Origin of the sequence: Pseudomonas sp. ES4 (genome assembly GCF_050586665.1) — a bacterium.
Lineage (GTDB): Bacteria > Pseudomonadota > Gammaproteobacteria > Pseudomonadales > Pseudomonadaceae > Aquipseudomonas > Aquipseudomonas frederiksbergensis.
In genome coordinates this window covers 64,589-86,470 of record NZ_JBOBDO010000017.1, presented here as the reverse complement: position 1 = coordinate 86,470, position 21,882 = coordinate 64,589, and the positions used below count along the sequence as shown (strand labels likewise).

The following is a 21,882-nucleotide window of genomic DNA, read 5'->3' as shown; positions in this document are numbered from 1 at the left end:
GAACGGCGGCAAGCCCCCTCGCCACAGGCAAGCCCCCTTCCCACAGGTTTTGCGCTTGCAGGCCAATCTCCCCGACAATTAACCACGCATTAACCCCCCGTCTTTTTCCTGTCGATACAAGCTGTTACTGTACGGCCCACAAAGCCCAAGCCGCCTGGATCGGATCCCTGACTTGAAGCATGCCCTCCTCCTGCTCCTGATCTGCCTGGCCTTGAGCTCCCCCGCAAGCGCGACGATCAGCGAAAGCCATGGTTATGCGCAGTTCGGCACGCTCAAGTACCCGGCCAGATTTACCCACTTCGACTGGGTCAACCCGAAAGCGCCCAAGGGCGGTACGTTGCGGGTGATGGCGTTTGGCACCTTCGATACGCTCAACCCCTACACATTCAAAGGCTCGAGTCCGGTTTCCACCGCCAACTTCCTGCAATACGGCATCAACGAACTCAATGAACCGTTGATGGTCGGCACCGGCCAGTACGCGCCGTCCGGCGATGAACCAACCTCAAGCTATGGCCTGATCGCCCAATCGGTGGAATACAGCGAAGACCGCAGTTGGGTGGTGTTCAATCTGCGCCCCGAAGCGCGTTTCCACGATGGCACACCGATTACCGCCTATGACGTGGCGTTCTCCTACCGTTTGTTGCTCAAGGAAGGCCATCCGCAATACCGCACCAACCTTCAGGAAGTGTCGCGGGTCGACATCCTCAATCCGCAACGTATTCGCTTCGTCTTCAAGCGCGCCGGCAACCCGTTGCTGATCCTGCGCCTGGGCGAGTTGCCGGTGTTGCCCCAGCATTACTGGAAAGGTCGCGACTTCAAGGCCACCACCTTCGAACCGCCACTGGGCAGCGGCCCCTATCGCATCACCTCGGTAGAGCCTGGACGACGGATCATTTTCGAACGGGTCAAGGATTACTGGGGCAAGGACTTGCCGGTCAATCGTGGCAAATACAACGTCAATCGTATGGAAGTCGAGTTCTACCGTGACAGCGACGTGGCTTTCGAAGCGTTCAAGGCTGGCGAATTCGACATCTATATCGAACACCAGGCGAAAAACTGGGCCAATGGCTATAACTTCCCGGCCGTGCGTCGTGGCGATGTGATCAAGGCGCAAATCGCGCACCAGATCCCGACCCAGAGCCAGGGCCTGTTCATGAATAGCCGGCGGCCAGCTTTTGCCGAGGCCAAGGTCCGCGAAGCGCTGGGCCTGATGTTCGACTTCGAGTGGACCAACCGCACGCTGTTCAGCGGCGCCTACAAGCGCGCCATGAGTTATTACCCCAACAGCGAATTCTCCGCCACCGGCCTACCGGTCGGTCATGAGTGGCTGCTGCTCAAGCCCTATCGCGATCAGTTGCCCGCCAAGCTGCTCACCGAACCGTTCAGCCTGCCGCAGACCGAAGGCCGCGGCATTCCGCGGGAAACCATGCGCAAGGCCCTGTCGCTGCTCGCCGAGGCCGGCTGGAAGCTCAACGGTCAGCGACTGCAAAACTCCATCGGCCAACCGTTGCGTTTCGAGATCCTGCTGGTCAACCCGAACCTGGAACGTATCCTCCAGCCTTACGTCGAGAACCTCGCCAGCATCGGCATCGACGCCCGGTTGCGCACCGTCGATCGCGCCCAGTACAAACAACGCCTCGATCAGTTCGACTTCGACATGATCCTGATGACCCTCAACCAGACCCTCAGCCCGGGCCTGGAACAGTGGCAGTATTTCCATTCCAGCCAGGTCGGGGTCAAGGGCAGCAAAAACTACGCCGGGATTGCCAATCCGGTGGTCGACCATTTACTCGAACAATTGCTCGCCGCCCAGACCCGCGATGAACAGGTCGCCGCCGGCAAGGCGCTCGACCGGGTGTTGCTGTGGCAGCACTACATCATTCCCAACTGGTACCTCAATTATCACCGCCTGGCCTACCGCAACCGGTTCGCCTTCGTCACCACGCCGCCCTACACGTTGGGCCTGAGCGCCTGGTGGCTGAAATCTTCGGAGAAAGATCGATGAAACCCTTACGCACCCTGCTCTTGCAGGCCAGCGGTCTGTTGTTTGCCGGGCTGGCCTGTGCCGCCCCGCAACATGCCCTGACCCTGTACAACGAGCCGCCGAAATATCCGGCCGATTTCAAACATTTCGATTACGTGAACCCCGACGCGCCCAAGGGCGGGATCTTCCGCCAGGCCGGTTTCGGCGGCTTCGACAGCCTCAACCCTTTCATCAACAAGGGTGTCGCGGCCGACGACATCAGCATGATCTACGACACCCTGGCCAAACAGGGCCTGGATGAGCCGTTCACCGAGTACGGCCTGGTCGCCGGCAAGATCGAAAAAGCCCCGGACAACAGCTGGGTGCGTTTCTACCTGCGCCCCGAGGCACGCTTCCACGACGGGCATCCGCTGCGCGCCGAGGATGTGGTGTTCAGCTTCCAGACCCTGATCAAGGACGGCGCTCCGCTGTTCCGCGGTTACTACAGCGATGTCGAGGAAGTGGTCGCTGAAGATCCGCTGACGGTGCTGTTCAAGTTCAAGCACACCAACAACCGCGAGCTGCCGCTGATCCTCGGCCAATTGCCGGTGCTACCCAAGCATTGGTGGGCGACGCGCGATTTCACCAAGGGCAACCTGGAAATGCCATTGGGCAGCGGCCCCTACAAGGTCAGCGAAGTGAAGGCTGGACGTTCGGTGCGCTATGAGCGGGTCAAGGATTACTGGGCCAAGGACCTGCCGGCCAACCGTGGGTTCTACAACTTCGACGTGATGACCACCGACTACTACCGCGACAACACCGTCGCACTGGAAGCGCTCAAGGCCGGCCAGTTCGACTACTGGCTGGAATCGGCCGCGAAAAACTGGGCCAAGGCCTACAACATTCCGGCGGTGGCCGAAGGTCGGCTGATCAAGGAAGAGATCCCCAACGGCAACCCCACCGGCATGCAAGGCTTCGTGTTCAACCTGCGCCGCCCGGTGTTTCAGGATGTGCGCGTGCGTCAGGCCCTGACGCTGTTGCTGGACTTCGAATGGACCAACAAGCAACTGTTCAACGGCGCCTACGCGCGCACCCGCAGCTACTTCGAGAATTCGGAAATGGCGGCCAGTGGCCTGCCGGACGCCGATCAACTCGCGATCCTCGACCCGTTCCGCGGCAAGATTCCCGAGCAGGTGTTCAGCGAGGCGTTCCAGAACCCGGTGACCGACGCCAGCGGGATGATCCGCACCCAGCAGCGCAAAGCCTATCAATTGCTGCAAGAGGCGGGCTGGCGGATTGTCGATGACAAGATGGTCGACGCCAATGGCAAACCGGTGACCATCGAGTTCCTGTTGGCCCAGACCGAATTCGAACGTGTGTTGCTGCCGTTCAAGCGCAACCTCAGCGACCTGGGCATCGAACTGGTGATCCGTCGGGTCGACGTCTCGCAGTACATCAACCGCGTGCGTTCGCGGGACTTCGACATGATCGTCGGCAGCTTCCCGCAGTCCAATTCGCCGGGTAACGAGCAACGCGAATTCTGGATGTCCGACGCCGCCGACAAACCCGGCAGCCGCAATTCCATGGGCCTCAAAGACCCGGTGGTGGACCAGTTGGTCGAGCAACTGATCAACGCCGATTCGCGCAAAAGTCTGGTGGCCCACGCCCGCGCACTGGACCGCGTGCTCCAATGGGGCTATTACGTGATCCCCAACTGGCACATCAAGACCTGGCGCGTGGCGTACTGGAACCACATCGGCCACCCGAAAATCTCCCCCAAGTACGACATCGGCATTAATACCTGGTGGGTCAAGCCTGACGCGACATTGCCGATAGAAGTCGAAACCAAACTGCAAGCCGACCCTACGGGCACGGAGTAATCAGATGCTGGCGTATATTTTTCGGCGACTGCTGCTGATCATCCCGACCTTGCTCGGCATTTTGCTGATCAACTTCGTGATCATCCAGGCCGCCCCCGGCGGGCCAGTGGAGCAGATGATCGCCAAGCTCGAAGGCTTCGAAGGCGCCACCAGCCGCATCGCTGGCGGCGGTGCCGAAGTCTCGGTGGCCGGCTCGGCCTATCGTGGGGCGCAAGGCCTGGACCCGGCGCTGGTCAAGGAAATCGAGCACATGTACGGCTTCGACAAATCGGCGCCGGAACGCTTGTGGATCATGATCAAGAACTACGCCACCCTGGATTTCGGCGACAGCTTCTTCCGCGACGCCAAGGTTATTGACCTGATCAAGGAAAAGTTGCCGGTGTCGATCTCCCTCGGGTTGTGGAGCACGCTGATCATGTACCTGGTGTCGATCCCGCTGGGGATCGCCAAGGCGACGCGGCACGGCAGCCATTTCGACGTCTGGACCAGTTCGGCGATCATCGTCGGTTACGCGATACCGGCGTTCCTGTTCGCCATCCTGCTGATCGTTGTCTTTGCCGGCGGCAGCTATTTCGACTGGTTCCCGCTCAGAGGGCTGACCTCCAACAACTTCGATGAATTGAGCATGGGCGGCAAGGTCCTCGATTACTTCTGGCACCTGGCATTGCCAGTGACGGCGCTGGTGATCGGCAACTTCGCGACCATGACCCTGCTGACCAAAAACAGCTTCCTCGACGAGATCAACAAGCAGTACGTGGTCACCGCCAAGGCCAAGGGCCTGACCAATCACCGCGTGCTCTACGGCCACGTGTTCCGCAACGCCATGCTGTTGGTCATCGCCGGGTTCCCGTCGGCGTTTATCGGGATTTTCTTCACCGGTTCGTTGCTGGTGGAAGTGATCTTCTCCCTCGACGGCCTCGGGCTGATGAGTTTCGAGGCGGCGATCAACCGCGATTACCCGGTGGTCTTTGGCACGCTGTTCATCTTCACCCTGTTGGGATTAGTGGTGAAACTGATCGGCGACCTCACCTACACCTTTGTCGATCCGCGCATCGACTTCGAAAGCCGGGAGCATTGAGATGAACCTGTCCCCTCTCAATCGCCGACGTTTCGAACTTTTCAAGGCCAACAAGCGTGGCTGGTGGTCGTTGTGGCTGTTCCTGCTGCTGTTCGGGCTGAGCCTCGGCGCCGAGTTGATCGCCAACGACAAACCCTTGGTGGTGCACTACGACAATGGCTGGTATTTCCCGGCGCTCAAGCGTTACCCGGAAACCACCTTCGGCGGCGAATTCCCGCTGGAAGCCAACTACAAGAGCCCGTACATCCGCGAATTGCTCAAGGCCAAGGACGCCTGGGTGCTGTGGGCGCCGATTCCCTACAGCTATCAAAGCATCAACTACGACTTGAAAGTCCCGGCCCCGGCGCCGCCTTCCGCCGACAACCTGCTGGGCACCGACGATCAGGGGCGCGATGTGCTGGCCCGGGTGATTTACGGCTTCCGGATTTCGGTGCTGTTCGCCCTGACGCTGACCATTCTCAGCTCGATCATCGGCGTGATCGCCGGGGCCTTGCAGGGCTTTTACGGCGGCTGGGTGGATTTGGCCGGGCAGCGTTTTCTGGAGATCTGGTCTGGGCTGCCGGTGTTGTATCTACTGATCATTCTTGCCAGCTTCGTCCAGCCGAACTTCTGGTGGCTGCTGGGGATCATGCTGCTGTTCTCCTGGATGAGCCTGGTGGACGTGGTGCGCGCCGAGTTCCTGCGCGGTCGTAACCTGGAATACGTGCGCGCCGCGCGGGCTCTGGGCATGCAGAATGGTGCGATCATGTTCCGCCACATCCTGCCCAACGCCATGGTCTCGACCATGACCTTCATGCCGTTCATCCTGACCGGCGCCATCGGCACCCTGACCGCTCTCGACTTTCTGGGCTTCGGTCTGCCGCCTGGCGCGCCGTCCCTGGGTGAACTGGTGGCCCAGGGCAAATCCAACCTGCAAGCGCCGTGGCTCGGTATGAGCGCGTTTGCCGTGCTGGCGTTGATGTTGAGTTTGCTGGTGTTCATCGGCGAGTCCGCTCGCGATGCCTTCGACCCGAGGAAGTGAAATGAATCAGGACAATCTGATCGAAGTGCGCGACCTGGCCGTCGAATTCGTCGTTGGCGAGCGCGTTCAACGGGTGGTCGAAGGCGTCAGCTTCGATATCAAGCGCGGCGAAACCCTGGCGCTGGTGGGCGAAAGTGGCTCCGGCAAATCGGTGACCGCCCATTCCATCCTGCGGCTGCTGCCCTACCCGCTGGCCCGGCATCCGTCCGGGACCATCACCTACGCCGACCAGAACCTGCTGGACCTGAAAGAGAAAACCATCCGCCACATCCGCGGCAACCGGATTGCGATGATCTTCCAGGAGCCGATGACTTCGCTCAATCCGCTGCACTCGATCGAGAAGCAGATCAACGAAGTGTTGGGCATCCACAAAGGCCTGATCGGCAAAATCGCGACCAAGCGCACGCTGGAGCTGCTGGAAATGGTCGGCATCCCGGAGCCCGAGAAGCGTCTCAAGGCCCTGCCCCACGAACTGTCCGGTGGCCAGCGTCAGCGGGTGATGATTGCCATGGCCCTGGCCAACGAGCCGGAACTGCTGATCGCCGACGAGCCGACCACCGCGCTGGACGTCACCGTTCAGCTGAAAATACTTGAATTGCTCAAGGAATTACAGGCCCGGCTGGGCATGGCGCTGCTACTGATCAGTCACGATTTGAACCTTGTACGAAGAATTGCGCATCGCGTATGTGTCATGCAGCGCGGTTGCATCGTCGAACAGGCATCGTGCGAAGAGTTGTTCCGCGCACCGCAGCATCCGTACACTCGGGAACTGCTGGCAGCGGAGCCCAGCGGCAAGCCGGCAACTAACGTTATCGGCCCGCCGTTGCTGCAAGTCGAGGACCTGAAAGTCTGGTTCCCGATCAAGAAAGGCTTTCTGAAAAAGACCGTAGACCACATCAAAGCGGTGGACGGCATCAATTTCAGCCTGCCTCAGGGCCAGACCCTGGGGATTGTGGGAGAAAGCGGCTCTGGCAAGTCGACACTGGGTTTGGCGATTTTGCGGCTGATCGGCAGCCAAGGCGCGATCCGTTTTGAAGGCAAGCAGCTAGACTGCCTGACGCAGCAACAGGTTCGGCCGCTGCGTCGACAGATGCAGGTGGTGTTTCAGGACCCGTTCGGCAGCCTGAGCCCACGGATGTGCGTGAGCCAGATCGTTGGCGAAGGCCTGCGGATCCACAAGATGGGCACCGAGGCGGAACAGGAACTGGCGATTATTGCGGCACTCAAGGAGGTAGGCCTGGATCCGGAAACCCGGCACCGCTACCCCCACGAATTTTCCGGCGGGCAACGGCAGAGAATCGCCATTGCCCGGGCATTAGTGCTAAAACCGGCGTTGATTCTGCTGGACGAGCCGACATCGGCCCTCGACCGGACAGTGCAACGCCAAGTGGTGGAGCTTTTGCGTTCACTGCAAACCAAGTACAACCTGACGTATCTGTTTATCAGCCATGACCTGGCTGTCGTCAAAGCGCTGAGCCACCAGCTGATGGTGGTCAAGCAAGGCCAAGTGGTCGAACAGGGAGACGCGCAAAGTATTTTTGCGTCCCCCAAACATCCGTATACACAGCAGTTGCTGGAAGCCGCTTTCCTGGCCCCGGCCACTGCGCAATAACCTGAAAGAGAGGAGCAACACATGGGTTTTCTCGCCGGTAAGCGCGTACTGATCGTCGGTGTCGCCAGCAAGCTGTCCATCGCATCCGGCATCGCTGCCGCCATGCATCGCGAGGGCGCTGAGCTTGCCTTCACTTATCAGAACGACAAACTCAAGGGTCGTGTCGAAGAGTTCGCACAAAGCTGGGGCTCCAACCCTGATCTGTGCTTCCCGTGCGACGTGGCCAGCGATGAAGAAATCGCCAAGGTCTTCGTTGAGCTGGGCAAGAAGTGGGACGGCCTGGACTGCATCGTGCACTCCGTCGGCTTCGCCCCGGGCGACCAACTGGATGGCGACTTCACCGAAGCCACCACCCGTGAAGGTTTCCGCATCGCTCACGACATCAGCGCCTACAGCTTCGTGGCCCTGGCCAAAGCTGGCCGCGAAATGATGAAAGGCCGCAATGGCAGCCTGTTGACCCTGTCGTACCTGGGCGCCGAGCGCACCATGCCGAACTACAACGTGATGGGCATGGCCAAGGCTTCCCTGGAAGCTGGCGTTCGTTACCTGGCTGGCTCCCTGGGCCCGGACGGCACTCGCGTCAACTGCGTCTCGGCTGGCCCGATCCGCACCCTCGCTGCTTCCGGCATCAAGAACTTCCGTAAGATGCTGGCCGCCAACGAAGCGCAAACTCCGCTGCGTCGTAACGTCACCATCGACGAAGTCGGCAATGCCGGCGCCTTCCTGTGCTCGGACCTGGCGTCCGGCATCAGCGGCGAAATCATGTACGTGGACGGTGGTTTCAACACCACGGCCATGGGTAGCCTCGAAGAATAATCTTCGGTCAGCCCCTTAAAAAACCCGCCTCTTCAGGCGGGTTTTTTTATACCTGCGATTTGCGGCCTGATGCAGAACCCCTGTGGGAGTGAGCCTGCTCGCGATAGCGGAGTGTCAGTCGACATCAATTTTGAATGTCAGTCCGCTATCGCGAGCAGGCTCACTCCCACAGGGGATTTGTGTTTAACCATCACTCGGTGTCAGGCAACTGGCAAATAGCTGCTGGATCGGCTGTGTGCGCTGGCTATAGCGCTGCAACAGGACCATTTCCCGGTAGAACGTCAACGCGCCCAACGGGATGATCCGCACCTTCGCCCCATGCTCAAGCCAGAGCCCGGCCTCGGGTAGCAGCGACACCCCTAATCCGCATTCAACCATCTTCACGATGGCTTCCAGCTCATCCAATTCCAAAGCCACTTGCACATCAATCTGCTGCTCGCGCAAAAACCGGGTTACCAGTCTTCCACCGAACGAATTGCGGTCGTAACGCACTTGCGGATGGCTCGCGAGGATCTGCAACGGCTCATCGCCTTCAAGGTCCGCCGGCACGATCAATACAAACGGTTCCTTGCGGATGATCTGCGCTGACAGCTCCTTGGGCAACTCGAACGGCGGCTTGATCAGGATCGCCAGATCCACCTCACCGGTGTCCACCTGGCTCAGCAGGTTCAGCGACACGCCGGGCACCAGTTTCGGCTCCAGCAACGGCGCCTGTTGCCTCAGTCGCAGTAATGCCTGGGGCAGCAGTCCGGTCTGGGCCGTGGCCACGGCGCCTATTTTCAACTCGCCGCGATACTCGCTGACATCATCGCTGACCGCCATGCGGCTGAAGGTCTCAAGGATCTCTCGCGCCATCGGCAACGCGCGTTGCCCCGCTGCATTGAGCAGCGCCTGACGCCCGGTGCGATCGAACAAGCGAATACCCAGCGCCTGCTCCAGATTGCGCATCTGCGCGCTGACCGCCGACTGGGTCAGGCCGATGTGCATTCCGGCCGCAGAGAACGTGCCATAGCGTGTGACGGCAATGAAAGTTTTCAGTTCGCGCAGCATGATTGTTCCCGTTTGATCGAAATAATTTGAGCTCGCGGCAAAAATTATCGTCTTTTAATCAAAAAGCACAGGGCTAAAATCAGTTCGAATCCAGACAGCCGAGGCACATCCGATGCAACTCTCCCCTTTTCACTTGGCCATCCCGGTCCATGACCTGACTGCCGCACGTAATTTCTACGGCAACGTGTTCGGCCTGGAAGAAGGTCGATCAAGCGATCATTGGGTCGATTTCAATTTTTTCGGCCATCAACTGGTGATTCACCTGGCGCCGAAAAACGCCTCGCAAGAAGCCGCGCACACCAATGCTGTCGATGGTCATGACGTACCGGTGCCGCATTTCGGCGTGGTGTTGGGGATGAACGAATGGGAGGCGTTGGCCGAGCGATTGAAAGCCCTCGACACCCGGTTCGTCATCGAACCGGGCATTCGCTTCCAGGGATTGGTGGGTGAGCAAGCGACGATGTTTCTCTTCGATCCTTGCGGCAATGCGCTGGAGTTCAAGGCGTTCAAGGACATCACTCAGTTGTTCGCCAAATGATCCGCCCCGTCCCGGATGCCACGACCCTCAGTCAGTCCGTGATCAAGGGTGAGACCACCGCCGCCGCCATCGCCGAAACGGCCCTTGAGCGCATTCAGGCACTGGAGCCGGAGATTCAGGCCTTCGTCTCGTTCGATGCCCGAAAAGTCCGCGCCGATGCTGCGTCGCACACCAATCGTGGCTTGCTGGCCGGCGTTCCGGTGGGGGTGAAGGATGTCTTCGACAGTGCCGATCATCCGACGCAATTCAACTCACCCATCTATGCCGGTCATCAACCTGCCCGGGATGCCCATGTGGTGACCCTGCTCCGCCAGGCCGGCGCGCTGATCATGGGCAAGACCCACACCACTGAATTTGCGTACATGCACACCGGCCCGACCCGCAACCCCCATGACCCGGACCGCACGCCGGGCAGCTCCAGCGCCGGTTCGGCGGCCGGGATGGCAGCGGATTTCTTTGCGGTGGCGCTGGGTACCCAGACGGCCGGCTCACTGCTGAAACCGGCGTCCTATTGCGGTCTGTTCGCGTTCAAACCGTCGTTTGGACTGGTATCGCTGGAAGGTGTAAAACCGCTGGCACCGAGCTTCGACACCGTAGGCTGGTACGGTCGCTCGGTGCGGGATCTGCACTTGGTGGCGCGGGTATTGATTCCAGGTTTTACAATGCCGGAGGTTGAACCACGCCCTCTGCAATTGGGCTTCTATCGCACAGCGCGCTGGGATCAGGTCGACCCCGAGGTGGCCAACGCCCTGGAACAGGCGGTGGACCACTTGCGCAGTGCCGGCCATCAGGTCGACTACGTGCAACTACCGGATGAGTTTGCCGGGGTATTCGACGATCACCTGTTGATCAACGACTGCGAAGGCGCGCGTTCTCTGGCGAAGGAGTTTGAGGGACACCGCGCACTGCTAAGCCCTTCGACCTTGGCAATGTTCGACCGAGCGGCGGCGACCACCTGGGAACAGGAGTCCGCTGCCAAGGCCCGATTGGCAGCGCTTGCACCGCGCCTGAATGAACGCTGCCAGCCCTACGACGCGATGCTCGGCCCTTGCTGCGGGATGGTTGCGCCCCTGGGTCTGGAAAGCACCGGCCCATCGGATTTCATCAAGTTCTGGGGCGCGTTCGGCTGGCCGCAGGTGAATATCCCGCTGGTTCGCGCAGAAGGATCGATGCCCATCGGTTTACAGATGATCGGCCGGTTCAGAAATGACGGTTCACTGCTCCGGGTGGCCGAACGGGTCGCTGTCGATTTGCTCACTGATCGCGGCCAATAAGCCTTCGGCCGTCTCGTGGAGCGCAGGATGAAACTCGATCTGATCGACACTGAAGTGGATGTCGCAACCGCGATGCTCTGTGGCATTACGCTCTTCGAGTATTTCTTCGAGTCGTGCCCTGATCGCGGGAATCTCCACAACGCTTGACCCGGTCAGTAACGCAACGAATTTGTCGCTGCCCAGCCGGCCGATTACATCGCTCTCGCGAAAGGCAATGCGCAGCACATCAGCGAAGGTTTTCAGGGCTTTGTCGCCCTCGGCACGACCATAGAGATAATTGATGTGTTTGAAGTCATCGATATTGAAAAGCAGCAGCGTTGCCGGCTTTTTCAGCTGGTGACAGACATCCAGCCCTTGTTGGGCCAGCGCTGTAAAACCGTGTCGGTTGGAGAGCAGCGTCAACTCGTCCATGCTCGCCATCTGCACGCCCATCAACTCCTCCTCGGCCTTGCGGGCCAAGTCACGCAGCAGCTCGCGCTCCTGCAATGGCGTGCGCAACGGGTCGGCGCACGCGCCTGGTTTTACCGGTTTGCCTGGGATCAGCATTACTCACTCCATTGGCGGGTATATTTCTTAGAGTCGTCCATACCCGCTTTGACTCCCTGTTAACGGACCGCCGGTCAGCTACCCGCGACCGGACATGGCCCTCCCGCATCAGCCCAAAGCTTGAACTGGGTAACGAAAATGGCGTGCGGCACCGGTACCGGCGCCCTTCCATATCCTGGATTCCAGCCCCAGAGCACCAGTTTGTCTTCGCTGACATGTTTGATCAGCGCAGCGAAATCGCGGTCACCGTTGCTCGAACGGTCCTTGATCATTGCGCACAATTTATCGGCCGGCAGACCGATCCAGGCCATTTTGTGCGCGGCTGGCGGCAAGCTCCAGTGCGGCGCCCCTGGCGGTGCGTTTGCGCCGTAACTGGCCGGCGGATTGCGCTCGGCGTGACAGGTCGCGCAGGGCAAACCCGCCGCGCCCTTGCCGTCCATGCCCCGCACGACGTTCATGGCGTGAGGGATCCCGGCGTCAAACTGCAATGGCGAATCGCCGGGGATATGGCAATTCTGACAGCGCGGGCTCTGGAAGACCTGTTGCACGGTATCGAACGCCTTGATCGCTTCCTTATTGTCAGCGAACAAGTCCTCGGCGTAGCCGACCAGGCCGATCAACACCACTGCGCCAAGCATCAGATGTCGTCTCATCTCACACCCCCGACAGCTGCAACGGCAATTCCCGCAAGCGCTGGCCGGTCAGGGCGAACACCGCGTTGGCCACTGCCGGCGCCGTGGGCGGCACACCGGCCTCACCGATGCCACCGGGTTTGTCGCTGCTGGGCACGATATGCACCTCCACCACCGGCATTTCGTTGAGCCGCAGCACTTGATAGTCGTGGTAATTGGATTGCACCACTTGCCCGTTCTTGAAGGTCAACTTGCTGTGCAAGGTAAATCCGAGGCCAAAGGTGATGGCCGATTCCATTTGCGCCGCGATGCTCATCGGGTTGACCGCAATGCCGCAATCCACCGCACACACCACCCGATGCACACGGATCGCCAGGTTGTCCTGGGACACCTCGGCCACCTGGGCGACGTAGCTGCCGAACGACTCATGCACCGCAACACCCAATGCATGGCCGGCCGGCAGTGGCGCCTTCCAGTTGGCTTTCTCGACGGCCAGGTTCAGCACGCCAAGATGCCGCGGATGGTCCTTGAGCAAGGTTCGCCGGTACTCCACCGGGTCCTTGCCGGCCGCTTCTGCCAGTTCGTCGATCAGCGACTCCATCACGAACGCGGTGTGGGTGTGCCCCACCGAGCGCAGCCAGAGCACGCGGATGCCGGTTTGCGGCGAATGCAGTTCAACCTGGTGATTCGCCAATCCCTCAAGGTACGGACTGTCGGCAACCCCTTCGACAGAGGTCTTGTCGATGCCATTCTTGACCATCGTCGCCTCGAACGAGGTGCCCGCCATGATCGACTGCCCGACCATCACATGCTTCCAGGCGATCGGCAGGCCGCCCGCATCGAGCCCGACGCGCGCCTGATGGAGGAACGCGGAGCGGTAGTAGCCGCCGCGAATGTCATCCTCCCGGGACCAGACGGTTTTCACCGGTGCGCCCGCAGCCTTGGCAACTTCCACGGCTTCAGCGACAAAGTCCGAGGTCGGATTGGCCCGGCGACCGAATCCGCCGCCGAGGAACTCGGTGTGAATCTCCACCTGCTCGGGTTTGAGCCCGGTGATTTTCCCGGCGACCATTTGATCCAGGGTCTGGAACTGGGTGCCGGTCCAGATTTCGCATTTGTCTTTGCTGATTTTTACTGTGCAGTTGAGCGGCTCCATCGGCGCGTGGGCCAGGTACGGCACGCTGTATTCGACATCGATGGTCTTCGCCGCTTTACCCAGACCCGCCGCAACATCCCCGGCGTGACTGGCCGAAGCGCCAGGGGTGGCGGCGAGTTTGCGGAAGCTGTCCAGCAGCGTTTGACTGTCGAGCCCGGTGTTCGGCCCCAGGTCCCAATCGACCTTCAACGCATCGCGCCCTAGCTTCGCCGCCCAGTAATGATCGGCAATCACCGCCACCCCGGTGGGCACCTGCACCACTTTGTGTACGCCCGGAATCGACAGCGCTTCGGCGCCTTCGAAGGATTTGACGGTGCCACCGAACACCGGCGAGCGCGCGACCATGGCGGTCATCAGCCCGTCGAACTGCACGTCCATGCCGAACTTGGCGCGGCCGGTGATTTTCTCCGGGGTGTCCAGGCGCTTGGTCGGTTTGCCGATGATTTTCCAGTCCTTGGACTCCTTGAGCTTGATCGACGCCGGATCCGGCACCGGCAGCTTGCCGGCGTCATCGGCCAGTTCGCCGTAGGTGGCGCGTTGGTCGCCGGCAATCACCACACCCGATTCGGTGCGAATCGCGGAGGGTGCGACGTTGAAGCGTTTGGCCGCCGCCTCAATCAACATCAAACGCGCTGCGGCTCCGGCCTGCCGGTAGCGGTCGAACTCCATCCAGGTCGAGGTCGAACCACCGGTGATCTGCATCCCGCCAAACCCGGCCAGGCCATACTCGGCGGCCGAAGCGGGTGCGTGTACGACGCGGATCTTCGACCAGTCGGCGTCCAGTTCTTCGGCGATCAACATGGTCAGGCCGGTCCAGATGCCCTGGCCCATTTCCGAATGGCCGAGCAGTATGGTGACGCTGTTGTCAGCGCCGATCCGTAGAAACGCATTGGGCGCAAAAACATTGCCCTGATTCTCCGCGCCGATCGCAAAGCGATGGCCACCGGGGATAACAAACGCCACCACCAGACCACCGCCCAGCACCGCGCTGCCCTTGAGGAAACCGCGGCGTGACAGAGGATTGAGGCTGTTCATTGTTCGGACTCCCTTCGACGTGGCATCAACCGATTTCTGCGGCGCGTTTGACCGCTGCACGGATCCTTGGGTAGGTGCCGCAGCGGCAGATGTTGCCGGAGAGCGCCTGATCGATGTCGCTGTCGGTGGGTTTGGGAATTTTCGCCAGCAACGCGGCGGCCGACATGATCTGCCCTGACTGGCAGTAGCCGCATTGCACCACATCGAGTTCGGCCCAGGCTTGTTGCACCGGGTGCGAACCGTCGCTGGACAGGCCTTCGATGGTGAGGATTTTTTGCCCATGGGCCACGGCTGTGGCGGGGGTGACACAGGAGCGCAGCGGCGCGCCGTCGACGTGCACGGTGCAAGCGCCGCACTGGGCCATGCCGCAACCGAATTTGGTGCCGGTCAGGTGCGCGACATCGCGCAGTACCCACAGCAGCGGCATGTCTGCGGGGACATCCAGCGCCTGGTCCTTGCCATTGATGTTGAGGGTCAGCATTGCGAATTTCCTCAGATTCACGGTGTTCTGAACGGGCTCTCTCGGGGCTGCGCCGTTACGCCCTTTGCAGGAGCAGCGTTATCCTTTCAGCTAAGCGCAAATTACCGGGCGAGACGGGTTCATCGACCACCGGTCACACAAAGAAGACCGAGGTAACCCGACGACATCAAGGTTGTTTCACATAAGCCGCGCTGTACTTCTGATACTCACCAAAACCGGTCACTTCTGCGGCGCCGTTCAGCAATTGCAGGCGAAACAGCGGGTCGCCCTCGGGGTTCAGTGCAATAACAAGATTGCCGGCGAGCAACGGATACTGATGACGGACTTCGACGGGCGGATCCTTGAGTTGAAAAATGCTCAGGTTGACGTCCGCCATCTCGGGGCCGTTGTCGATTGCCGGCAATACTTTGACGGTCAATTCGCCGACGCGCTGATCCTGGACATTGCTCACGAGGTAGCGCCCTTCTCGCTGACTGTCTGCAACCGGCTCGAGTTTTTGCGCAGCAACCTTGAACGCAGTCGGCCTCAAATTGATGCTTAATTGCCGCGAGCCGTTGATCCACGTGCCGGTCTGGCTGCCCTGCTCGTTCGGCGTGCCTTCGACGAACCAGTTGCCGATCATCTGACCGTCGTCGCCCAGTTCACGCAGAACGATTCCACCATCTTCGTAGGTATTGCCCACCAGCCGGATCGGTTTGCCGCTGCCCGTCTTGCTGTAGCGGACTTCCCCGACGTAGACATCCCCCTGACGTTGCCACCACAGTTCAACGGGGATCTTGTCATCGAGGGTGCCGCGCAACATGACAGGCGCTTCACCGATGGGCCCTTCGAGGCGACGACGCTCAGTCCACTGGCCGGACTTCAGTTCACGATCGGTGACGTCCACATAGCCATTAGGCATGAACGGGTTGGCTTCGGAGGGTTTTTGCTCCACCTGTGTTTTCTCGGCCACCTTTACAGGACGGTTGTCCTGTATTTGCCAGGTCGCGCTCTGGTGCCAGCAGCAACCGCTTTTGGACTGGGTGTGCAGGCTTTTGGTAACCGGGTCGATCTCGAACATGCCAAGGTGTTCGTCACGGGTCAGAGCGGAAAAGGATGGACTCAACAGCAGCGTCCGGCTCTGGGGATCGAACAGGTAGATGTCATAGGAAGGACCGCCATAGCCCGCATCATTGCCATTGCGTACGGCAAGATCTTGTTGGCCGTCGAAATTGAAATCGCCGAACAACAGCAGACTTTGATCGGCATACGCCAGGTTGCGGTCGAACTCCGAAGCTTTGCGGCCTGGCTTGAACAGGGCGAACGCTTCGGCTGACTCGATACGCTGCAGCACCTGCCCGCCGGCCCTTTTGCGCAAGGTGATCAGCGCAGGGGCGCCGTCGAAAGTCTGGGTGGGCGGCTGAGCGAACAGCACGTCAATGACGTATTTCTTCGCGGGATCCGTGAGGTGATACGTCACCGGCCCGGCGCTTACAGCACCGGCAGCCAGCAGACAGGAAACAGCCAGTAAACGAGAGGCAACCATGGCGCAGAGCTTCCTTGCGGCAATCAGGTCGGCAAGTCTAGCGGCTATCGGGTCATCCCGACATTGTTGATTCCGTCGCCAAAGCAAACTCTTTCAACTTGTCGATCTACGGTACGGCCAGACCACCCGAGGCTGACTACGCTGAAAGTCCAGCCTGAGTAATCCGAAGAGGAGCTGCGCCATGCACCGCGTTCAAAAACTCACGCCCTGCCTGTGGTTCGACGATCAAGCCGAGGAGGCCGCGAAGTTCTACTGTGCGATCTTCGATCATTCGAAAATCAGTGCCATTACCCACTACGGTAAGGCCGGTCAGGAGATACATGGCAGGCCCGAAGGCTCGGTGATGACGGTTAGTTTCGAACTGGACGGACAGAGTTTTACCGGCCTCAACGGCGGCCCCCTGTTCAAGTTCAATGAAGCGGTTTCATTCCAGGTCAATTGCCATACTCAGGAAGAAGTCGACCACTTCTGGGGGCGTCTGTCCGCGGGCGGGCCCGTTGAGGCTCAGCAATGCGGCTGGCTCAAGGATAAATTCGGCGTGTCGTGGCAGATCGTTCCGGTGGCCCTGACGGACATGATGAAAGACCCCGACACGGCAAAATCCCAACGCGCCATGACGGCGCTGTTGCAGATGAAAAAACTCGATATCGCTGCACTGCAACGAGCCTTTGACGGCGAGAGCTAATACACTTCGCGCTGACCTGCCGAGGACGCTGACCATGAAGCCCGCCGTTGCCAAAGATGCCGACAAAGCCCCGCGCTTCTGGCGCGACGACGCCCTGCCCTTCATCGAAGCCCGTTCCATCGCCGACGGCCGCGAGGTCTGCTACACCCGGCATTCTCACGAGCACTTTTCCATTGGTGCAATCACGGCCGGGTGCAGTACCTATCTCCATGAACAATCGGAATGTCAGGTCAGTGCCGGCACCGTGGTGCTGATGAATCCCGGTGATGTCCACGCCTGCAATCCCCTCGATGACCAACCGTGGTCGTACCTGATGCTGTACGTCGAGACACCCTGGCTGACCGATTTGCAGCATCAGCTCGGTTTCAGCCCGGACTTGGCGTTCCGCCGGTTTTCCATCACTCACGTGGACGACGCCGATCTGTTTGCCGGGCTCAAGGGTTTGTACGACGTGCTGGTCGATGATCAGCACGACATCCTGCGCAAGCACAGCGCCGCGGTGGAGTTTTTCACCGATGTACAGCAGCGCCTCAACCCCGGTGATCAGCCTCTGCGCGAGCCCAATTTCAAACTGGAGCGGGCCGCCGAGTACATCCGCGACAACTTCACGCAATTGCTCAAGCTCGAAGATATTTGCGCGGCGGCTCAGTTGTCGCCTTCCTACCTCATCCGCGCGTTCAAGCAGCATTACGGCATGACGCCCCACGCGTTTGTACTCAACCAGCGAATCCAGTTCGCCCGGGAGCGGTTGCGTCGCGGCAAATTGATTGCCGATGTGGCACTTGAAGCAGGGTTTGCCGATCAGGCGCACTTTCAACGGGTTTTCAAACAGCATCTGGCGGCGACGCCGGGGCAATACCGGAGTTGACATCAGCCGTCACCCCCAAAGGGCAACGCTTAAGCCCGGATCAAATATCCCGCGCATACCACCAAGAGCAACGCCATGCTTCGGTTAAACAACCGCATGCCTTTGGCGTTGCTCAAATACCCGCGCAAAAACGTCCCGGCGTAGACCCAACAGCCGACGGACAGGTAGCAAATCACCAGATACACCGCCGCAAACTGCCAGACCAGTCGCGCCTCGCCATCTGCCACAAAAGCGCCCATGCCGGCCACACAGGCCAGCCAGGCTTTCGGATTGAGCCATTGCATGACGGCGCCATACAGCATCGAGGGTGTCCGGCCCGATTCCTTCGCATCCAGATCTCCCTTGTCGGCAGCCAACTTGAAGGCCATGTACAACAGGAACGCCACGCCCGCCCATTGCACCCCCTGCGTCAGCGCTGGCCAGCGCTGCAACACTTCGTGCAGCCCTAATCCCATCAACACCAACAACACGACGAAACCCAGCGTCGCCCCGGCGACATGCCGTTGACTGGCGCGAAAACCAAACTGCGCGCCGCAACTCAATGCCACGATGTTCACTGGCCCTGGCGTTATCGAGGCCACCAGGGCAAATGCCGCCATCGAGATAATCAGACTCATCACAGACCTTCTTCAATTCAGTTGAACAAGGCCTCAAGGTAAAGAGCCACCTGAGGGCTGTATTGAACAAAACGCCCCTCCAGTTGGCCCTGTGCTGCAATTGCCTGCGGATGAACTACGCTGCCAAAACAACCCCGCAGATTGAAGAAGCGGTGCGCAAAGCCGGTGCGGCAGCGATCAAACCACTGGCGCATACCGACTGACCTTTCTTCGGCGTCCGGCGTCCATATGCTAACCGCTACCACCCGGAATACGCTCCGTGAGAATCAGACAGCCCCTGCTTGCTTTTCTGTTACTCGCCTCGCTGTTTGGTGGCTGTACGACCATTAATGTCCCTCGCGAACCCAGTCAGGCCCTGCCGGCAATCCATTCGGCGTTCGGCCGTTCGATTCAGGCGCAGGCAGTCCCCCATCAGGGCCGATCGGGCTTTCGCTTGCTCTCCGACAGCGCCGAGGCTTTCACTGCCCGCGCCGAACTGATTCGCAATGCCCAAAGCAGCCTGGATTTGCAGTACTACATCGTCCACGACGGCATCAGCACACGGGTACTGGTGAGCGAACTGCTCGACGCCGCCGACCGCGGAGTACGGGTGCGGATTCTGCTCGACGACACCACCAGCGATGATCTGGACTGGATCATCGCGACCCTCGCCGTCCATCCGAAGATTCAAATCCGCGTGTTCAATCCGCTGCACCTGGGCCGCAGCACCGTCGTGACACGGACGATGGGCCGGTTGCTCAACCTGTCGCAGCAACACCGGCGCATGCACAACAAACTGTGGGTAGCGGACAACAGCGCGGCCATCGTTGGCGGGCGCAACCTGGGGGACGAGTATTTCGATGCCGAGCCTAACCGCAATTTCACCGACATCGATTTGCTCGGCATCGGCCCGGTCGCCGAACAGTTGGGGCATAGCTTCGACCAGTACTGGAACAGCGCCCTGAGCAAGCCGATCGATCAATTCATCTCGAGTAAACCGACAGCCCGAGATCTGGAAAACACCCGGACCCGGCTGAACGAGTCTCTGGAGCAAACGCGCAAAGAGAATCACGCGCTGTACCAGCAGTTGAAGACCTACACCACTCACCCGCGTCTGAACGTCTGGCGCCGGGAGCTGGTCTGGGCATGGAACCAGGCGCTGTGGGACGCACCGAGCAAGGTGCTGTCCAAGGGCGAGCCTGACCCGCACCTGTTGCTGGCCACCCAGTTGGCGCCCGAGCTGAATGGCGTCAGCAAGGAACTGATCATGGTCTCGGCCTACATCGTGCCCGGCCAACCGGGGCTGGTGTACCTGACGGATCGCGCCGATGCCGGCGTGTCGATCAGCTTGCTGACCAACTCACTGGAAGCCACGGATGTACCGGCGACGCACGGTGGTTACGCGCCTTATCGCAAAACCTTGCTGGAGCATGGCGTGCAGCTGTTCGAATTGCGCCGTCAGCCCGACGGCAACGGCAACGGCAACGGCAACGGCAACGGTGGCAGTGGGCCGCGCCCGTTCAACAAGGGGTCATCATCCAATAGCTCCGACTCCAGCCTGCACAGCAAGACAATGATTTTCGACCAGCAGAAAGCCTTCATCGGATCGTTCAATTTCGACTCGCGCTCATTACTGTGGAACACCGAAGTCGGGGTGTTGGTGGACAATCCGGAGCTCGCCAGTCGGGTTCGCGCACTGGCGCTGGAAGGTATGGCGCCAGCGCTCAGCTATCAGGTCCGGCTGGAAAAGGGTCAGATCGTCTGGGTCACCGAAGATGACGGCAAACAGCGCACATTGACCAAGGAACCGGGGAGTTGGTGGCGACACTTCAACTCATGGTTCACCAGCATGATCGGCCTGGAGAAGTTGCTATAGCTTGAATTGGTTCTTTACGGGACTCGGAAAACACACTGCACCTGGACTGTTCAGCGGGTGCGAAACGACGGCTGGAATTCTCTGTCGATTTTCCGGTGGAGGCGCTGGGCGACGCGGCTTATGCTCAGCCCATGAACCTACAAAACACTTTGCTTCCGCCCCACGCCGAGATGGTTCGTGCCATGCTCGAACGAGACACCGCCTATGAGGGGGTGTTCTTTACTGCGGTCAAAACCACCGGCATCTTCTGTCGCCCCAGTTGCACGGCGCGCAAGCCGAAACCGGAGAACGTCGAGTTCTTCGCCCATGCCGATGAGTGCATGTCGGCCGGCTACCGCGCCTGTCTGCGTTGCAAACCACTGGACGCGGCGGCCATTGCACCGGATTGGGTGCAGCAGCTGCTCAAATCGGTGGATGCCGACCCCGAGCAGCGCTGGACCGATGCCCAACTGTTGGCCGAGGGCATCGAACCACTGAAGCTGCGCCGCTGGTTCAAGCAGCATTTCGGCATGACCTTTCACGCCTGGCTGCGCACCCGACGCCTCGGCATAGCGTTGGGCGGAATCAAACAGGGCGACTCCATCGACAACGCCGCGTTCGATTCGGGCTACGAGTCTCTGAGCGGGTTTCGCGATGCGTTTCAAAAGTCCTTCAACATCACGCCCGGCCGCGCCGGCAACAGCGAACCACTGCTGTTCACGCGCCTGACCACACCGCTGGGGCCGATGATCGCCATGGCCGAGCGCCGCGGGCTGGTGCTGCTGGAGTTTCTTGATCGACCAGCGCTGACCAAGGAAGTGGAAGAACTGCAGAATCGATACGGCTACGCGGTTGCGCCAGGACATAACGCGCATTTGCAGCAGATTGAAGCCGAACTGACCGAGTATTTCGCCGGAAAACTCACTGACTTCAACGTTCCACTACACTTGCCTGGCAGCGATTTCGCCCGACAGGTCTGGGCCGAACTGGCGAAGATCCCGTACGGCCAGACCAGCACCTACGGCGCCATTGCGGCGTTATTGGGCAAGCCCGGCGCCAGTCGCGCCGTGGGCCTGGCCAACGGGCATAACCGTCTCTCGATTGTTGTGCCCTGTCACCGGGTGATCGGCGCTGACGGCTCGCTGACCGGCTATGGTGGAGGACAACCGCGCAAGGCGTTCCTGCTCAGGCTGGAAAAAGCAGCGGTGCAGATCACGCAACAGCTCGCATTCTGATCATTTGCAGGTTTCTCAAAAAGTCATAAGGAAGGA

General features: G+C 60.1%; 20 protein-coding genes. 12 read left to right on the top strand and 8 right to left on the bottom strand.

Annotated features, from left to right (window positions below; genetic code table 11):
* The first annotated feature begins 172 nt into the window (after positions 1-172).
* Genes ACQ4OB_RS18815 through fabI form a run of 6 tightly spaced genes read left to right on the top strand, consistent with a single transcriptional unit; the run spans position 173 to position 8,370 of the window.
* The gene (locus tag ACQ4OB_RS18815) at positions 173-2,005 is read left to right on the top strand and encodes an extracellular solute-binding protein (protein ID WP_430956225.1); all 1,833 of its coding nucleotides are present in this window, start codon (positions 173-175) and stop codon (positions 2,003-2,005) included.
* Positions 2,002-3,843, top strand: coding sequence for an extracellular solute-binding protein (locus ACQ4OB_RS18810; RefSeq protein ID WP_430956224.1), 1,842 nt, complete (start codon positions 2,002-2,004; stop codon positions 3,841-3,843). The genes ACQ4OB_RS18815 and ACQ4OB_RS18810 overlap by 4 nt, the downstream gene beginning before the upstream one ends.
* A gap of 4 nt (positions 3,844-3,847) precedes the next feature.
* On the top strand, positions 3,848-4,921 hold the full coding sequence (locus tag ACQ4OB_RS18805; protein ID WP_074876283.1) for a microcin C ABC transporter permease YejB: 1,074 nt from the start codon (positions 3,848-3,850) through the stop codon (positions 4,919-4,921).
* A gap of 1 nt (position 4,922) precedes the next feature.
* Entirely contained in the window at positions 4,923-5,942 is a 1,020-nt protein-coding gene (locus ACQ4OB_RS18800; RefSeq protein WP_074876282.1) for an ABC transporter permease, read from the top strand.
* Position 5,943: 1 nt separating this feature from the next.
* Positions 5,944-7,554: an ABC transporter ATP-binding protein gene (locus tag ACQ4OB_RS18795; RefSeq protein WP_430956223.1), complete on the top strand. Its 1,611-nt coding sequence runs from the start codon at positions 5,944-5,946 to the stop codon at positions 7,552-7,554.
* Positions 7,555-7,575: 21 nt separating this feature from the next.
* A complete protein-coding gene (gene fabI / locus ACQ4OB_RS18790) occupies positions 7,576-8,370 on the top strand; it encodes an enoyl-ACP reductase FabI (RefSeq protein ID WP_008152082.1) in 795 nt (264 codons plus the stop codon).
* 183 nt (positions 8,371-8,553) lie between these two features.
* Here the strand turns inward: fabI and ACQ4OB_RS18785 are convergent, their stop codons facing one another.
* Complete coding sequence (locus ACQ4OB_RS18785) at positions 8,554-9,420, bottom strand: LysR family transcriptional regulator (protein WP_430956222.1); 867 nt, start codon at positions 9,418-9,420, stop codon at positions 8,554-8,556.
* A gap of 112 nt (positions 9,421-9,532) precedes the next feature.
* On the opposite strand from ACQ4OB_RS18785, the gene ACQ4OB_RS18780 reads away from it, so the two are divergent.
* Both ACQ4OB_RS18780 and ACQ4OB_RS18775 read left to right on the top strand, forming a co-directional pair.
* Positions 9,533-9,958: a VOC family protein gene (locus ACQ4OB_RS18780; protein ID WP_074876276.1), complete on the top strand. Its 426-nt coding sequence runs from the start codon at positions 9,533-9,535 to the stop codon at positions 9,956-9,958.
* Positions 9,955-11,232: an amidase gene (locus tag ACQ4OB_RS18775; protein ID WP_430956221.1), complete on the top strand. Its 1,278-nt coding sequence runs from the start codon at positions 9,955-9,957 to the stop codon at positions 11,230-11,232. Before ACQ4OB_RS18780 ends, ACQ4OB_RS18775 begins: the two co-directional genes overlap by 4 nt.
* Here ACQ4OB_RS18775 and ACQ4OB_RS18770 read toward each other — a convergent pair.
* From ACQ4OB_RS18770 to ACQ4OB_RS18750, 5 genes are all read right to left on the bottom strand, one after another.
* Positions 11,173-11,778: a GGDEF domain-containing protein gene (locus ACQ4OB_RS18770; RefSeq protein ID WP_430956220.1), complete on the bottom strand. Its 606-nt coding sequence runs from the start codon at positions 11,776-11,778 to the stop codon at positions 11,173-11,175. The genes ACQ4OB_RS18775 and ACQ4OB_RS18770 overlap by 60 nt on opposite strands.
* Positions 11,779-11,852: 74 nt before the next feature.
* Positions 11,853-12,431 (bottom strand): hypothetical protein, encoded by a 579-nt coding sequence (locus ACQ4OB_RS18765; RefSeq protein WP_430956219.1) that lies wholly within the window; start codon positions 12,429-12,431, stop codon positions 11,853-11,855.
* Position 12,432: 1 nt separating this feature from the next.
* Entirely contained in the window at positions 12,433-14,601 is a 2,169-nt protein-coding gene (locus tag ACQ4OB_RS18760; protein WP_430956218.1) for a molybdopterin cofactor-binding domain-containing protein, read from the bottom strand.
* A 25-nt stretch (positions 14,602-14,626) separates the two neighbouring features.
* Positions 14,627-15,082, bottom strand: coding sequence for a (2Fe-2S)-binding protein (locus ACQ4OB_RS18755; protein ID WP_074876266.1), 456 nt, complete (start codon positions 15,080-15,082; stop codon positions 14,627-14,629).
* A 166-nt stretch (positions 15,083-15,248) separates the two neighbouring features.
* Positions 15,249-16,607, bottom strand: a complete 1,359-nt coding sequence (locus ACQ4OB_RS18750) for an XAC2610-related protein (protein ID WP_430956217.1) — start codon at positions 16,605-16,607, stop codon at positions 15,249-15,251.
* A gap of 181 nt (positions 16,608-16,788) precedes the next feature.
* Between ACQ4OB_RS18750 and ACQ4OB_RS18745 the strand changes: the two genes are divergently transcribed.
* Positions 16,789-17,292, top strand: coding sequence for a VOC family protein (locus tag ACQ4OB_RS18745; protein ID WP_074876262.1), 504 nt, complete (start codon positions 16,789-16,791; stop codon positions 17,290-17,292).
* Between the two features lie 34 nt (positions 17,293-17,326).
* Entirely contained in the window at positions 17,327-18,160 is an 834-nt protein-coding gene (locus tag ACQ4OB_RS18740) for a helix-turn-helix transcriptional regulator (RefSeq protein WP_074876260.1), read from the top strand.
* Positions 18,161-18,189: 29 nt separating this feature from the next.
* Here ACQ4OB_RS18740 and ACQ4OB_RS18735 read toward each other — a convergent pair whose 3' ends face one another.
* Both ACQ4OB_RS18735 and ACQ4OB_RS18730 read right to left on the bottom strand, forming a co-directional pair.
* Positions 18,190-18,777, bottom strand: a complete 588-nt coding sequence (locus ACQ4OB_RS18735; protein WP_076031264.1) for a LysE family translocator — start codon at positions 18,775-18,777, stop codon at positions 18,190-18,192.
* A gap of 17 nt (positions 18,778-18,794) precedes the next feature.
* Positions 18,795-18,971, bottom strand: coding sequence for a hypothetical protein (locus ACQ4OB_RS18730; protein WP_198044991.1), 177 nt, complete (start codon positions 18,969-18,971; stop codon positions 18,795-18,797).
* A 65-nt stretch (positions 18,972-19,036) separates the two neighbouring features.
* Here ACQ4OB_RS18730 and ACQ4OB_RS18725 point away from each other — a divergent pair, with 65 nt between their 5' ends.
* Positions 19,037-20,632 carry a phospholipase D family protein gene (locus tag ACQ4OB_RS18725; protein ID WP_430956216.1) on the top strand — a complete coding sequence of 532 codons (1,596 nt, stop codon included), beginning with the start codon at positions 19,037-19,039 and terminating at the stop codon, positions 20,630-20,632.
* A 131-nt stretch (positions 20,633-20,763) separates the two neighbouring features.
* Entirely contained in the window at positions 20,764-21,846 is a 1,083-nt protein-coding gene (locus tag ACQ4OB_RS18720) for a bifunctional transcriptional activator/DNA repair enzyme AdaA (protein WP_430956215.1), read from the top strand.
* Positions 21,847-21,882: the final 36 nt, after the last annotated feature.